Annotated in this window: 14 protein-coding genes; 13 read left to right on the top strand and 1 reads right to left on the bottom strand. The window is 38.3% G+C overall.

Features of this window, described 5'->3' with window-relative positions; translation table 11 throughout:
• The first annotated feature begins 1 nt into the window (after window position 1).
• From OS139_RS02115 to OS139_RS02105, 3 genes are all read left to right on the top strand, one after another.
• Window positions 2-1,525 (top strand): YfcC family protein, encoded by a 1,524-nt coding sequence (locus tag OS139_RS02115; protein ID WP_002290168.1) that lies wholly within the window; start codon window positions 2-4, stop codon window positions 1,523-1,525.
• Window positions 1,526-1,761: 236 nt separating this feature from the next.
• Complete coding sequence (locus tag OS139_RS02110) at window positions 1,762-3,102, top strand: M20 family metallopeptidase (protein WP_002306940.1); 1,341 nt, start codon at window positions 1,762-1,764, stop codon at window positions 3,100-3,102.
• Between the two features lie 153 nt (window positions 3,103-3,255).
• Window positions 3,256-3,993, top strand: coding sequence for a thioesterase (locus tag OS139_RS02105; protein ID WP_002294400.1), 738 nt, complete (start codon window positions 3,256-3,258; stop codon window positions 3,991-3,993).
• 164 nt (window positions 3,994-4,157) lie between these two features.
• Here the strand turns inward: OS139_RS02105 and OS139_RS02100 are convergent, their stop codons facing one another.
• Window positions 4,158-4,379, bottom strand: a complete 222-nt coding sequence (locus tag OS139_RS02100) for a ferredoxin (RefSeq protein ID WP_002294401.1) — start codon at window positions 4,377-4,379, stop codon at window positions 4,158-4,160.
• Between the two features lie 30 nt (window positions 4,380-4,409).
• Between OS139_RS02100 and OS139_RS02095 the strand changes: the two genes are divergently transcribed.
• From OS139_RS02095 to OS139_RS02050, 10 genes are all read left to right on the top strand, one after another.
• A complete protein-coding gene (locus OS139_RS02095) occupies window positions 4,410-5,441 on the top strand; it encodes a helix-turn-helix domain-containing protein (protein WP_002331867.1) in 1,032 nt (343 codons plus the stop codon).
• Window positions 5,428-6,831, top strand: coding sequence for a RecQ family ATP-dependent DNA helicase (locus tag OS139_RS02090; RefSeq protein WP_016627895.1), 1,404 nt, complete (start codon window positions 5,428-5,430; stop codon window positions 6,829-6,831). The genes OS139_RS02095 and OS139_RS02090 overlap by 14 nt, the downstream gene beginning before the upstream one ends.
• Window positions 6,832-6,896: 65 nt before the next feature.
• The gene (locus tag OS139_RS02085; RefSeq protein ID WP_002294404.1) at window positions 6,897-7,532 is read left to right on the top strand and encodes an SAG1386/EF1546 family surface-associated protein; all 636 of its coding nucleotides are present in this window, start codon (window positions 6,897-6,899) and stop codon (window positions 7,530-7,532) included.
• Between the two features lie 48 nt (window positions 7,533-7,580).
• Window positions 7,581-8,261, top strand: coding sequence for a (d)CMP kinase (gene cmk / locus OS139_RS02080; protein ID WP_002331865.1), 681 nt, complete (start codon window positions 7,581-7,583; stop codon window positions 8,259-8,261).
• A 134-nt stretch (window positions 8,262-8,395) separates the two neighbouring features.
• A complete protein-coding gene (gene rpsA, locus OS139_RS02075) occupies window positions 8,396-9,625 on the top strand; it encodes a 30S ribosomal protein S1 (protein ID WP_002294406.1) in 1,230 nt (409 codons plus the stop codon).
• 181 nt (window positions 9,626-9,806) lie between these two features.
• Entirely contained in the window at window positions 9,807-11,117 is a 1,311-nt protein-coding gene (gene der, locus OS139_RS02070; RefSeq protein WP_002331864.1) for a ribosome biogenesis GTPase Der, read from the top strand.
• Window positions 11,118-11,359: 242 nt separating this feature from the next.
• Window positions 11,360-11,635, top strand: a complete 276-nt coding sequence (locus OS139_RS02065) for an HU family DNA-binding protein (RefSeq protein ID WP_002290178.1) — start codon at window positions 11,360-11,362, stop codon at window positions 11,633-11,635.
• A 234-nt stretch (window positions 11,636-11,869) separates the two neighbouring features.
• A complete protein-coding gene (locus tag OS139_RS02060; RefSeq protein ID WP_002306933.1) occupies window positions 11,870-12,916 on the top strand; it encodes a hypothetical protein in 1,047 nt (348 codons plus the stop codon).
• Between the two features lies 1 nt (window position 12,917).
• Complete coding sequence (locus OS139_RS02055) at window positions 12,918-14,177, top strand: tetratricopeptide repeat protein (RefSeq protein ID WP_002298134.1); 1,260 nt, start codon at window positions 12,918-12,920, stop codon at window positions 14,175-14,177.
• 5 nt (window positions 14,178-14,182) lie between these two features.
• Window positions 14,183-14,764 (top strand): ReoY family proteolytic degradation factor, encoded by a 582-nt coding sequence (locus OS139_RS02050; RefSeq protein ID WP_002289878.1) that lies wholly within the window; start codon window positions 14,183-14,185, stop codon window positions 14,762-14,764.
• The last annotated feature ends 20 nt before the right edge of the window (window positions 14,765-14,784 follow it).

Genomic DNA, 14,784 nt, shown 5'->3' with positions numbered 1-14,784 from the left:
GATGGAACAAACAAAAAAGAAAAAATTTCAAATGCCTTCAGCGTATACGGTCTTATTTATTATTATTGCAGTAATCGCTGTACTTACTTGGTTTATACCAGCTGGGCACTATAGTGTAGACGATGCAGGCAACATCGTCGCTGGATCATATGAACGAGTACAACAAAATCCTCAAGGGCTGTGGGATATTTTCATGGCGCCAATCAATGGGATGCTAGGTGTACCAGCGGGGGAGCTAACTAAAGAAACACCTGCTGCAATCCCAATCTCTTTCTTCATTTTGGTTGTTGGTGGATTTTTAGGTATTATCAACAAAACAGGGGCACTAGATGCCGGGATTGCTTCAGTTGTGAAGAAATTCAAAGGAAAAGAAAAAATGCTTATTCCAGTATTGATGCTGTTATTTGCATTAGGCGGCTCTACTTACGGAATGGCAGAAGAAACGATTCCATTCTATGCTTTACTGATCCCAGTCATGATGGCTGTAGGCTTTGATACAGTAGTAGCTGTAGCAATCGTATTAGTAGGGTCTCAAGTAGGCTGTCTAGCTTCAACGGTAAATCCTTTTGCAACAGGCGTAGCTTCACAAGCTGTTGGGATTTCGATGGGTGAAGGTATTGGTCTTCGATTCTTGATGTTCGTTATTTTGTTAGCTATTTCTATTGTATATGTGTATCGTTATGCATCAAAGATCGAAAAAGATCCAACAAAATCATTAGTATACAACCAACGTAAAGAAGATATGAAGCATTTCGATATTGAAGCAATCGGTCGTCAAGAAGTAATCACGAAAAAACAAAAACATGTTAATGTATTGTTCTTTATTACTTTTGGTATCATGATCATCAGTTTGATTCCTTGGACAACCTTGAATGCGAATTTCACGATTTTTGAATCATTGACAAACTGGTTAACAAACCTTCCGGTACTAGGTACTGTTCTAGGTAAAAGCATGCTTCCATTAGGTGACTGGTACTTCCCAGAAATTACTATGTTATTCTTAGTAATGTCCATCGTAGTAGCAATCACTTATGGCATGAAAGAGTCTGAATTTGTCTCTGAATTTTTAGCTGGTGCTTCTGATTTGATCGGTGTAGCAATCGTAGTAGCTGTTGCTCGTGGTATCCAAGTGGTTATGAACAATGGATTAATCACAGACACCATCTTACATTGGGGCGAACAAGGATTAAGTTCATTATCTTCAAGTGTATTCATCATTATTACATTTATTTTCTATATCCCTATGTCATTCTTGATTCCTTCAACTTCCGGCTTAGCTGCTGCAACAATGGGAATCATGGGACCTATGGGTGAATTTGCCGGCGTCGGTAAGGATTTAGTAATCACTGCTTATCAATCTGCATCTGGTTTAGTAAACTTAATTACACCAACATCTGCTATCGTAATGGGTGCTGTAGCAATTGCTCGTTTCGATGTTTCAGTGTGGTGGAAATTTACCGGTAAATTAATTGCGATATTATTTGTAGCCATCTGTGTGATCCTAGGTGTAGCAGCAATGTTCTAAACCTAGACAAATACAGGTACAAGGTCTATCATAAGAATGAAGAAACCGATAAACGGCTATCGATAAGCACGTGGACAAGTCAATAGCTCCATTCAGTGAGTGTTTTTTCTTTCATCATTTGTTAAGAACATTCTGCTTGCTGATGGAGCAGGCTTAAAACGTCATTATTTGAGAAGAAGAGGTTGTGTCGGAGGAATTTGACATGACCCTTTTTAACATATTAGGAGGATAATATCATGAAAAAATTTGTGACAGAACAACATCATGAACAAGCATTAGAATCATTGAGCGAATTGATCCGAATTCCTTCCGTACTAGATGAAGCAGATTCAGGACAAGGACATCCCTTCGGTAAAAAAGTGATTGAAGCTTTGGATAAAGTATTGGAAATCAGTGAAAAGCTAGGATTTAGAACATTTAAAGATCCAGAAGGCTATTACGGTTATTCAGAGATTGGCTCTGGAGATGAATTATTCGGTATCTTGTGTCATATGGACGTTGTTCCAGCAGGGGACGAAAATAATTGGGAAACAAAACCATTCGATCCAACTATAAAAGACGGCTGGTTAGTTGGTCGCGGATCCCAAGATGACAAAGGTCCTTCTATTGCGGCAATGTATGCCGTCAAAGCTTTGATTGATGCTGGCGTGGAATTCAAGACACGTATTCGTTTTATCTTTGGTACAGATGAAGAAAATTTATGGCGTTGTTTAGAAAAATATAACGAAAAAGAAGAAGGAATTACGCAAGGATTTGCGCCAGATGCTGAATTTCCTTTAATTTATGCAGAAAAAGGCTTATTGCAAGCTTACTTGACAGGACCAGGAACGAACGAGTTTTCTGTAAAAGCTGGAGGAGCGTTGAATGTTGTTCCTGATGCAGCTCCTTACTCTGGAGAAAAGCTTTCTGAAGTAAAAGAAGCATTGAAAAAACACGAATTCGATTTCGAAGAACAAGGTGAAGGCATCGTCGTTCTTGGTAAAAGTATCCACGCGAAAGATGCAGCACAAGGAGTGAATGCTATTTCTCGTCTGGCAATTGCTCTTTCAGAAGTATTCGATTTTGGCCCAATCAATTTCTTAGGAAAATTAGTTCAAGAAAATGCAACTGGTGAAGCTGTCGTGGGCAAAACAGAAGATGAACAATCCGGCGAGCTAACGATGAACTTTGCAAGTTTGGAAATCACACCAGAACAAACAAAAATCGGTGTAGATATGAGAATCCCTGTTACATTCAAGAAAGATGATTTAGTAGCTAAATTAACTAAAACAGCAGAAAAATATGGGTTGACTTATGAAGAATTTGACTTCCTTGATTCATTATACGTGCCACTAGACAGTGAGTTAGTGAAAAATCTATTGGGGACATATCGCGATATTACTGGAGACATGACTGAACCGTTTGTATCAGGCGGCGCTACTTTTGCTCGTACGATGAACCAGTGTGTGGCATTCGGTGCGATGTTCCCTGATACTCCTGACTTTATGCACCAGGCGAATGAACGATGGGAATTAAGTAGTATGTATACAGCAATGGAAATTTATGCAGAAGCTGTGTATCGTTTATGTGCTAAATAAAAATAAACATACAAAAAGGGCGGATATTCAAATGGATATTCCGTCTTTTTTTATTTGATGCTGGAAAGTTTGCATTTCTCTCTTATTTTTTTTAAGGTATAATCATACTTGATTAAGAAAAAGGGGTCACTCAGATAGAAAAGGTGGGAGAAAGTGAAAATATTTAGACGAATACTAATTGGCTTAGTCATCATTTTAGGATTACTCGGTGGAGCCGGTTATTACTATATACAGCAAAATACGTACGAACCATCGTCAGAAGCGCAAGTGTTGGTAAAAGAAGGAAAAAACAAAGAAGATTACTTATTTTTTGAAGGAGAGAAAAAGAATCATGGAAAGTCTCCATTACTTATTTTTTATCCTGGTGCTCTCGTAGAGCCAGAAAGTTATAGTATTTGGGCGCAAGATTTAGCAAAAAACGGCTTTTCAGTCGCTATTGTCAAAATGCCACTTGATCTAGCAGTGATGGGCGGAAACAAAGCGGATAAGGTCAAAGAAGATTTTCCAAATTCCGATTATGTGATCGGTGGCCATTCATTAGGTGGCGTAATGGCAAGTCGTTATGTCAATAAGAATCATTCAGACAAACATTTAAAAGGGGTATTCTTCATGGCAAGTTACCCCGACAAAAAAGGAACATTGACAGAATCAGCTGTCCCTGTTTTATCGATCACGGCGACAAAAGATAAAGTATTGAATCAGGAAGCTTATCAAGAAGCTAAGCAGTATTTACCGGAAAGAACAGAGTATGTATCAATCAATGGCGGAAATCATGGAGGTTTTGGCAGCTATGGTGAGCAAAAAGGAGATGGAGAGGCAGAAATTTCTAACGCAGACCAGCAAACTGTGATCGTCAATACATTGGAAAACTGGCTGAAAAAGTTGAAATAATATAAATGGGTCCTATAGGGTCCGTGAAAAAACTAGTCAATTAACTATAGATAGCAAATGAATCTTTCAAAATAAGTCGGGATTTCACGGAACAAGAGAAACAGATCCCGGCTTATTTTCAAGTTTAGAGAACTTAGTGTACGTTTTTAAAGTTTCGTTTATATTTATATTTTATTTTCTAATAAAATCGCTCGAACTGGACATTTTTGATACGCTTTTTTTACATATGTTTCTTCTTCCGGCATCACGAACTGTTGATGAGCCTCTGGTTCTTGGGCAAATAAAACGATTCCTTCTTCATCATAATCGAAAATATCTGGCGCTTCGATTTGACAAAGACCGCATGCAATACAGCGTTCAGGTACAAGTTTACATAGTAGTGACATTTCTAACCATCCTAACTTAAGGAGAATAATATGATTGTTTTTATTTTATCGCTATTTTCATCAGGACACAAGCTGCGGATTAGTTCTCTTTACCAACTCCTTGTGGGAAAACGAACGACTTCAGTACTTATTTATGGATTTACCCACGAACTTTTGTTTATCCATAACAGTTTTCCAGAATTGAAGCAGGATAAGTTTTATCAAATTTTGCAAAAAATTGCGCAGCAAGGTTGGATCGAAATAAATGAAAATGAAGCAAAGCTAACGCCTGCAGGGGCTGATATGTTGTCCGAACATCAAATAGAACATACTGGTTTGCGTTTTGACCGCTATGGCAGAACAGGGGAAACTAGTTGGCGGCTCATTAAATTTGCTGTTCAAGTAATTTCTAATCTGGCAACGGGTATTCAAGACTATCTTCCAGCAGAGACAAGTCCTTTTTATACTTTCCAACTAAAAAAATGGCTTAGTGAAAGCCAATTGCCACGTGAAATTTTGATTGATGCTGCGTATGAGAGTTTGGTGCAGCTGTTTTCGGAGATACCAGAAGAAGCAGCAGATTTTTTAGCTAACCAATTATCTGGAAATGAGCGAACAGGGCTGCTTCCTTATCAGCTGGCAAAAAACAATGATGAGTCAGCGGTTTATCTGCAACAAAGCAGATGTATCCACCTTTTGTTAGCACAAATCGAAAAACGGCCAGATTCGCTTTGGCACACTTTGATCGATTCATTATTACAGCAAAATTTCAATCAAAGCATGATGATCACCAAGCAGATGTTTATGAATGGTCAGACAATTGACCAGATCATGGCAATCCGTCATTTAAAAAGAGGAACAGTAACAGATCATCTTATTGAGTGGGCCTTGTTTTTTGATGATTTTCCATACGAGCAGATTCTCTCTGCAGAAACAATCGAACGTTTGGAACCAAATAAGGATACCGTGCGAGAGTGGCGCTTTAGCGAATGGAATGTAGATGGACAATTAGATTATGGAGAATTTCGTTTGTATCAAATCTATCTATTGAGAAAGGAAGCGATACAGAATGTTAATAAATGAATTAAAAAAATATTTTGGATTTGATTCATTTCGTCCCGGCCAAGAAGAAATTATTCAGGCGTTGCTTGATGGAGAAGATACTCTCGCTATTTTGCCTACAGGAACGGGAAAAAGCCTTTGCTATCAATTGACGGGGTATTTAATGGAAGGTCTGGTCATCATCGTGTCACCGCTGCTTTCTCTAATGGAAGATCAAGTGACGCAATTACAAAAACGAGGGGAGAAACGAGTAGCTGCTTTCAATAGTTTACTTTCGCAATCTGAAAGAAGATACGTCCTCCGTCGTCTATCGCAATATAAATTTTTGTTTTTGAGTCCCGAAATGTTGACTAATCCTTCTCTTTTAGAGCATCTGAAAAAACAAAATATTGCGTTATATGTAGTAGATGAGGCTCATTGCGTGTCTCAATGGGGAGTTGATTTCCGTCCAGAATATCAACAGTTAGGAAAAATCCGAAAGCTTTTAGGAAACCCGGTCACACTGGCACTAACGGCGACAGCAACAGATTTAGTAGCAAGAGATATACGTCATGTACTATTTGATCGACCACCAAAAGAGATCAGACAATCAGTCAATCGGCAAAATATCTCGCTTTTTGTTCGGAAAACGCAGCAAAAAGAACAAGAACTTGAACACTTCATGGAAAGAGCACAAGGAGCGGCAATCATTTATTGTGCAACAAAAAAAGAAGTCGAACGATTGTATCATTTATTCAGGGAACGTTTTACAGTTGGATACTATCATGGTGGTCTTGATGCAGCTCAAAGAAGACAACTTCAACAGCAGTTTGTAAAAAATCAGCTGCAGTTTCTCATTGCTACGAATGCATTTGGTATGGGGATCGATAAATCTGATATCCGTTATGTGGTCCATTATGATTTGCCAGACAGTCTAGAAAACTATGTACAAGAAATCGGTCGAGCAGGCAGAGATCAGGAAGAAAGTGCAGCAATTCTTTTTTATCAAAGTGGGGATGAACGTATCCATTATTTCTTTAATCAACTTTCTAGAGAACAGCGACAAAGTTTTGAGCTTTATTTGGAATATGCCACAGAGCAAGCTCCCTTTGATGAGCTGCAAAAAAAATGGATGGAGCTGATCCAGCAGTCTGAAAAACCAGAAAATTGGGTGGAACGGCTCAAACGTCAGGAAAAAGAAAAAGAATTCCGCCTGCAGCAGATGCTTCGCTATATTAATGAAGAAAACTGCCGCAGAAAATTCATCTTAGCTTATTTTGGCGAAAAACTCTCCGAAAAGCCGCAGAATTGTTGTGATATTGATGGAGCAAAAGCAGAACTTCTGCCAAAGAGGAAGCTTTTTTCTAAGACTGAACAACTTCATTGGGAAACGATTTTACTAAATTTATTTAAAAAAAACATGGAACATTGATTTTTTAGGACAAGACACTTTTTCCTATGGTATAATACACACGATAGAGTTTAGGAGGTAAAACAGTGAGCAGAAAAGATAGACATCAATCTACAGAAAATAACGAAACACAAGAACCATGGGAACAACCAATCTACGATACAGATGATGAAGTTTCATCAAGAAGTTCTCAGAGACAACAAAAGAAAGGAAATACATTATTTCTTTCGCTATTTTTGATTTTACTGGTCTTATGTATCGCTATTCCAGCAGGTGCTTATTTCTGGATCAGAAATGGATCAAGCAACAATGCAACAGCAGCAACTTCTTCTGAAACTTCGACATCAGTAGTTGAAAGTTCTACAAGTACAACAAAAGAGGAGTCAACTGAGACTTCAACAGTAGAATCTAGTACAATCGCGGAAGAATCTACTGTGTCTCAAGATACAGGTGTAACGTCAGAAAGCAGTATTGCAGCAGAGACAACACCGACTTCCTCAAGTGAGGCAACTTATCAAGCAGGGGATTCAAGCAGCAATGCAGCAGAAACAACACCTTCTTCATCAGCTGCAGCCGGTTCAACAACGACTGTTCAAGCAGGTGAAGGTCCAAAACAAGTGGCTGAGCGTGCAGGGATCACCACTGATCAATTGTTTGAATTGAATGGCTTAGATCCAAACAACTTTATGCTTTACCCTGGTCAAGAATTAAGAATTAAATAATAATAGCCGCGCTTTGCGGCTTTTTTTTTGAGAAAAAGGAGTTATATCATGACACAAATCAGTATTGCAATCGACGGGCCTGCTTCATCTGGGAAAAGTACCGTTGCCAAGATATTAGCAAAAGAATTGAATTATATTTATACAGATACCGGTGCCATGTATCGCGCAGTAACTTATTTAGCTATTACGAACAATGTATCTTTTTCAGATGAAGAAGGGCTAGTTTCGCTGATCAAAAAGTATCCTATCTCTTTTTCGCAACAAGAAAATGGACAGCATGTATTCATAGCATCAAAAGATGTGACTTTAGAAATCCGTCAACCAGATGTCACAAAAGCTGTTTCTGAAGTCTCTGCACATGGAAAAGTCAGAGAAGAATTAGTTGCTATCCAACGAAAAATAGGGGAACGCGGTGGCGTTGTCATGGACGGAAGAGACATCGGGACAGCTGTATTACCGAATGCAGAAGTGAAAATCTTTTTAGTAGCAAGCGTAAGTGAGCGTGCAGAAAGACGTTTCAAAGAGAACCAAGAAAAAGGAATTCCGACTGATCTTGAAACACTGACGAAAGAGATACAGGAAAGAGACCATTATGATTCAACAAGGGACGTCTCTCCGCTGAAGCAAGCAGAGGATGCTGTTCGTATCGATACGACTGGCAAATCGATTCCAGAAGTCGTTGCAGCAATAAAAGCTGTTGTTTTGAAAAAAGGTTATCTTCTTTTTTAAATTAAGAAAAAAAATGAAAAACAATTGTTTTTTCAAGGAAAACGAACGAAATCGCTTTATTTTTTTTGAATAATCAATTAAACTAAAAACAGTACCGTACTTACGGCAGAATGTTGGTTAGGAGGACAAGTGTTATGACAGAATTTGATCAAAATCAAGAGAACAACCAGTCAATGGAAGACGCAATGAAAAGCGTACAAGAAGTAAAAGTTGGCGATGTTGTTAAGGGCGAAGTTTTAGTCATTGAAGACAAACAAGTGATTGTCGGAATCGAAGGGGCTGGAGTTGAAGGAGTCGTTCCGGCAAAAGAATTATCAACTTTGCCGGTAGAAGATATCAGCGAAGTAGTAAAAGTCGGTGATGTATTAGACTTAGTCGTTATCAGTACGATCGGCAAAGATAAAGAAAACGGCAGCTACCTACTTTCAAAACGCCGTTTAGATGCTAAAAAAGTTTGGGAAGATATCGAAAGAGATTTCCAAGAGGGCAAGGTGATCGAAGCACCTGTTACAAATGTTGTCAAAGGCGGTTTAGTCGTTGACGTCGGTGTACGTGGTTTTGTCCCTGCATCAATGGTGGAAGATCATTTTGTTGCAGACTTTTCAGACTATAAAGGCAAAACATTGAGCTTTAAAATCATCGAAATCGAACCATCAGAAAATCGTTTGATCTTATCGCATAAAGCGGTAGTGGAAAACGAAAGAGAAGAAAAGAAAAAAGAAATTCTTTCAACTATCCATGAGGGAGATGTTCTCAGTGGACGTGTTGCACGTCTTACTGATTTTGGCGCATTTGTCGACCTAGGCGGAATTGACGGTCTAGTCCATGTCTCAGAGATTTCACATAGTCATGTAGCAAAACCAAGTGATGTATTGGCTGTCAATGATGATGTAAATGTCAAAGTGTTGTCTATCAATCCTGAACAAGAACGTGTTTCCTTGTCAATCAAAGACACACAGCCTGGACCTTGGTCAGAAATCGATACAAAAGCTCCAGTTGGCACAGTATTAGACGGAACAGTTAAACGTTTGACAAGCTTCGGTGCCTTTGTTGAAGTGTTCCCTGGAGTAGAAGGGCTAGTCCATATCTCTCAAATTTCACATAAACATATTGCGACACCACATGAAGTGCTTCATGAAGGTGACGAAGTGAAAGTGAAAGTATTAGAGATCCATCCAGAAGAACATCGTATTGCATTGAGTATCAAGGCTTTAGAAGAAAAACCAGCTTCAGAAGAAGAACCAAAAAATGTTGAGTCTTATGAATTACCAGAAGAAAATACTGGATTTACTATGGGAGACATTTTAGGTGATGCGTTGAAAGAAGAAGTAGAAGAAAAAGCAACCGATGATTCTGAAAAATAATTGATTTTGTATCTGTGACTGAGATGAAAGCAGCTGCTTTTGTCTCAGTTTTTCTTTTGAAAAGCGATTAGTATTTCAATAAGGAATAAAAATACTTCGTTTAATTGACAATCTATGCTTGAAAGTTGGCAATGCATTCGTTAAACTAAGTGAGATTGGAAACTTGTGAGGAGGAAATAATATGGCAAATCCAACAATTGCAATCGTTGGCCGCCCGAACGTCGGTAAGTCTACGATTTTTAACCGCATCGCTGGTGAGCGTATCTCGATTGTCGAAGATACTCCTGGAGTAACTCGTGATCGTATTTATGCAAAAGGTGAATGGTTAGGTCGAGAATTCAGCGTGATCGACACAGGCGGAATTGATCTTGGCGATGAACCTTTTATGGATCAGATCAAGCATCAAGCAGAAATCGCGATTGAAGAAGCAGATGTAATCATTTGTGTAGTCAGCGGACGCGAAGGCGTGACAGACGCAGATGAGATGGTTGCGAAAATTTTATACAGAAGTAATAAACCAGTGATTTTAGCAGTCAATAAAGTAGATAATCCAGAAATGAGAAACGATATCTATGAATTTTATTCCTTAGGGCTAGGCGATCCTTATCCTGTTTCAGGAAGCCATGGACTAGGGATTGGTGATATTTTAGATGAAGCAGTGAAGTATTTCTCTGAAGAGACTGAAGAAGAGGACGACGACACGATTAAGTTTAGTTTGATTGGTCGCCCAAATGTTGGTAAATCCTCTTTGATCAATGCGATTTTAGGAGAAGAACGTGTAATTGTTTCGGATATTGAAGGAACGACCCGAGACGCAATCGACACCCACTTCGTTTCTGAAAGTGGTCAGAAATTCTTAATGATCGATACAGCTGGTATGCGTAAACGCGGAAAAGTATACGAAAATACTGAAAAATACAGCGTGATGCGTGCAATGCGTGCCATTGACCGTTCTGATATCGTTTTGATGGTACTGAATGCTGAAGAAGGGATTCGGGAACAAGACAAGCGAGTAGCGGGTTACGCCCATGAAGCTGGTCGTGGAATTATTATGGTTGTGAATAAATGGGATCTTGTAAAGAAAGAAACCAATACAATGCGTGATTTCGAACAAGAGATTCGTGATGAATTCCGGTATCTTGATTACGCTCCAATCGTTTTTGTTTCTGCAGTGACTAAACAACGGTTGGAACGTCTGCCTGAAATGATCGAACAAGTAAGTATGAACCAGAATCTTCGTATCTCTTCGGCTGTGTTGAATGATATCATTATGGATGCTGTAGCAATCAATCCAACACCAACAGATAAAGGAAAACGCCTGAAGATTTTTTATGCTACACAAGTCGCTGTCAAACCACCTACATTTGTCGTTTTTGTCAATGAAGAGGAATTGATGCATTTTTCTTATGAACGTTTCTTAGAAAATCAAATCAGAAAAGCATTTACTTTTGAAGGGACGTCCATCCGAATTATCCCTCGTAGGAGAAAATAGGCATTTTACCATATCGACGTTTTTTTTTCAAAAGAAAAAGACAGTTTCGTTTGTTACGTTTCTATGACTAAAAAAAGCATGTGAAAATTGGTAAAAACCTTGCTATTAAGCGGTTCATATGATATCGTGATAACAGAATATTGAAGTTAATCAATATTTCTTTTTAAACTTCTGGACCACTCAGAAAGTTTTAACTAAATGATATTTCTATCATATCTCTTGTGGAGGAGGTGAATCTATCCATGGCAAACAAAGCAGAATTAATCGAAAAAGTTGCTTCAGCTACTGATTTAACTAAAAAAGATGCAACTGCAGCAGTAGATGCTGTATTTTCAACTATTCAAGATGCTTTAGCTAACGGCGAAAAAGTTCAATTAATCGGTTTTGGTAACTTTGAAGTTCGCGAACGCGCAGCTCGCAAAGGTCGCAACCCACAAACTGGTGAAGAAATCGAAATTCCAGCTAGCAAAGTACCTGCATTCAAACCAGGTAAAGCATTAAAAGACGCTGTTAAATAAGACAGTTGAAAAAGCGCTTGTGGCTCTAGGGCTACAAGTGCTTTTCTTTTTATTTCCTAGCAGAAAAGGAATAAATAAGAGACAGAGATTCCGAATCCGTATGTCATACATAGAAAACGCATGTATTTTATTTAATTTTTATTTATTTCCAAGTTATGAGGTGAGCTTTGCTCTTATCTTTTCTAGAATTTGCTTACTAATGGTAAAATAAAAATAAGAAGAGGAGGGATGCGTATGGAACTTGATTATCAAGTAGAAGATGCGTTGACGAAAGTGTTTTACGGAGAAACGCTAGTCAGCCAGCTAAGAGAACTTTCCATTGATCAGCCAATCTTATTTTTAACGAATCAGCGCTATTATGATTTGTTTGCAGATAAGATCAACCCGTTATTTGCAAATCAAGCAAACAATGACTGGTATATTTGTGCCAACACTCAATGCAATCATTTAACAGAATTAAAGAACCTGCTTGATTTCGTCAAACGCTATCCCGAAAATCAATCCATGTTTGTCATCGGATTTGGAAATGAAGGGATCATGGATCTGGCAGGTTTTTTTCAAAAACATACAACCCTTGATTCATCACTATGGATGATCCCTGTATCGATCCGTTCTCTAAGCCGAGCATTAACACCGCAGCGGACGATTTTACAGCTACCAAATCGTGTAGTGCTGCAAACCATCAATCTGCCAGAACGCATCGTTTATGATCAAACGATCAGCGAGCGGCAAGTGGACGGAAAGCAGATTGACTTTTTGACTTTTATCTGTTGCGGAATGATTTGTGATCATCGTTTTTTGCAAAATCTGTATAAAAACTATCCAAATAAAAAGCAATTAACGACTCGGCCGTTTGCCGGGATGATCGAAGAAATGATCTATTTTTATCAATTAGAGGCAGAAAACCTGTCAAATTATGGTAAACTGTTTGAACAAGCTTTTTATCTGACCGAAAATGGCCATCTACTTTCTGCTAGTATGAAAAAATTTTTAGGAATGATGTTTCATTTCGTGTGGAATCTCCAAGCATATCCTTTTGATTTCCAACTAAAAAACTTTTTTGTGTGGCTGGACTTGCTTGGCTATCCAATCCACTGGCTGGAACAGATTTCAAAGATGGAGTATTTGGAAAAAGTTCTTTTTTTGGCAGAAAAAAGCAAAAAAATACTTGTTTTAGAAAAAATAGGTATAATAGACGGATACCAACGTCCAAACGAAAAAGAATTATTGAGAACAATGACGGTATTTCAACAAATCGTCAGTGAAATAAGAGGGAATTGAAATGAATACAAATAGCGAAAAAATGTTGCAAGCTTTATCAGATGAAGACTTGTCACAAGCACAAATCTTTTTAGAAAAAGCATTAAAAGAAGACCCAGCAGATATATTAGCTGAACTAGGCGAAGAATTGCTGGCTATTGGCTTTTTGATCGAAGCAAAACAGATTTTTGAACAACTGATCAACCAATACCCAGAAAATGACGGACTGAACATCCCGTTAGCAGAAATTGCAATCGAAGATAATGAGATCGACTTAGCTTTTGAATACCTGGAAAAAGTGGATAAGCAAAGTGATTACTATCCGCAAAGCTTATTGGCGATAGCTGATTTGTACCAAGTTATCGGAATCCCTGAAGTGAGTGAAGCAAAATTGAAAGAAGCAGCTGGGTTGCTTCCTGATGAACCATTGATCCAGTTTGCGCTAGCTGAATTGTATTTTTCAGTTGATCGTTTCAAAGAGGCAGCAGTGGTTTATGAAACATTGTTGGCAAGCGGGATAAATGAAATTTCAGGAATCTCGATGCAGGAACGTTTAGGACAATCCTTAAGTATGCAAGGAGAATTCGAAGCAGCTATCGCACCTTTAGAAGAAGCACTGAAAGAAGAAAGGACAGATGATCGACTGTTCCAGCTAGCTTTTACGAATCTTCAATTGAAAGAAAATCAGCAGGCAATCAACTATCTGGAAGAACTTCGAGAAGTTAATCCGCATTATCAATCGTTATATCTATATCTAGGACAAGCTCTTCAAGAAGAAGAAATGATTGAAGAAGCACAAACAGTGTTAGAAGAAGGAATCAAAGAAAATCCTTACCAAGTCGAACTTTATCACCTGGCCTCGGAAAATGCTTTCCGTCTGCATGATAGACAGCGAGCAGAAGAACTTTTACTGAAAGCTTTAGAAGTAGGAGACAAACAAGATGAAACATTACTTACTTTAAGCAATCTTTACTTGGATGATGAAAGATATGAAGATGTGATACAAGTGATCAATCAGATGGAAGAAACTGCTAATCCTTATGCAGAATGGAACCTAGCCCATGCTTATAATGAATTAGAAGACTTTACCGTTGCAGCTGTACACTATGAACAGGCTTATCATGAACTATCACATGAACCAGATTTCTTGAAAGAGTATGCCTTTTTCTTAAGAGAAGAAGGGCAGCTGAAAAGAGCGCAAGAATTATTGACTTATTATTTAACACTTGAACCAGGAGATATGGAGGCACTGTCATTATTAGATGACCTAACAGAGAGGTGAGAAAAATGCTAATTGATGTACGGGAAAAGAAGAATTTTTTAACGTGGATGGTCAATCATGTATCTTTTAGCCGAAGAGAAGTTTTTTGGATCTTGAATTATCTTGCCAATCATGAAGCGATTTTAAGCAATGTCCACTTTGTTGAAGGGGCGAATTTTGCGGATCGAGGACTGCAGATCAGTGATCTATCTGTTGAAGGGGAACCCATGAAATTGTTTTTGCAGGGAAAAGAATTTACGGACACAGACCAGATTTTTCATGAAATCCGTTTGAATTGGAAAAAGCCTTTATATGTGGAATGTATATTCGAAAATGCTTGGCAGACAAGAGAATATCTATCTATCTTAGAAGACAATCCATTTTCTTCTTGGGATTCTTCAGTCAGTGAAGAGGATACTGAATTAATCGAACGATATTTTCAAGAAAAAGAAGAAGAGGCAAAACTAAAAATGCTTTATGCTCAAATCGATCAAGCACTAGAAGATGGAGATAGGGATGCTTTTTTGAAATTATCTGATGAAGTTAACCGAAAGATCCTTTTGCAGACACAAAAGAAAAGTAACCGGGTAAGTGAACATAACAATTAGTTAAAAATAGTATAGTACTA

It is taken from the genome of Enterococcus sp. E4-223 (assembly GCF_035727065.1).
Classification (GTDB): domain Bacteria; phylum Bacillota; class Bacilli; order Lactobacillales; family Enterococcaceae; genus Enterococcus_B; species Enterococcus_B faecium.
Note: the sequence above shows the minus strand (reverse complement) of the source record. Positions and strands in the feature narration are given on the sequence as shown.

Excerpts from the sequence above, each read along its gene's own strand:
- OS139_RS02115 (WP_002290168.1), top strand. The coding sequence starts at position 2 with ATGGAACAAACAAAAAAGAAAAAATTTCAAATGCCTTCAGCGTATACG.
- OS139_RS02110 (WP_002306940.1), top strand. The coding sequence starts at position 1,762 with ATGAAAAAATTTGTGACAGAACAACATCATGAACAAGCATTAGAATCA.
- OS139_RS02100 (WP_002294401.1), bottom strand. The coding sequence starts at position 4,379 with ATGTCACTACTATGTAAACTTGTACCTGAACGCTGTATTGCATGCGGT.
- OS139_RS02095 (WP_002331867.1), top strand. The coding sequence starts at position 4,410 with ATGATTGTTTTTATTTTATCGCTATTTTCATCAGGACACAAGCTGCGG.
- OS139_RS02090 (WP_016627895.1), top strand. The coding sequence starts at position 5,428 with ATGTTAATAAATGAATTAAAAAAATATTTTGGATTTGATTCATTTCGT.
- cmk (WP_002331865.1), top strand. The coding sequence starts at position 7,581 with ATGACACAAATCAGTATTGCAATCGACGGGCCTGCTTCATCTGGGAAA.
- rpsA (WP_002294406.1), top strand. The coding sequence starts at position 8,396 with ATGACAGAATTTGATCAAAATCAAGAGAACAACCAGTCAATGGAAGAC.
- der (WP_002331864.1), top strand. The coding sequence starts at position 9,807 with ATGGCAAATCCAACAATTGCAATCGTTGGCCGCCCGAACGTCGGTAAG.
- OS139_RS02065 (WP_002290178.1), top strand. The coding sequence starts at position 11,360 with ATGGCAAACAAAGCAGAATTAATCGAAAAAGTTGCTTCAGCTACTGAT.
- OS139_RS02060 (WP_002306933.1), top strand. The coding sequence starts at position 11,870 with ATGGAACTTGATTATCAAGTAGAAGATGCGTTGACGAAAGTGTTTTAC.
- OS139_RS02055 (WP_002298134.1), top strand. The coding sequence starts at position 12,918 with ATGAATACAAATAGCGAAAAAATGTTGCAAGCTTTATCAGATGAAGAC.
- OS139_RS02050 (WP_002289878.1), top strand. The coding sequence starts at position 14,183 with ATGCTAATTGATGTACGGGAAAAGAAGAATTTTTTAACGTGGATGGTC.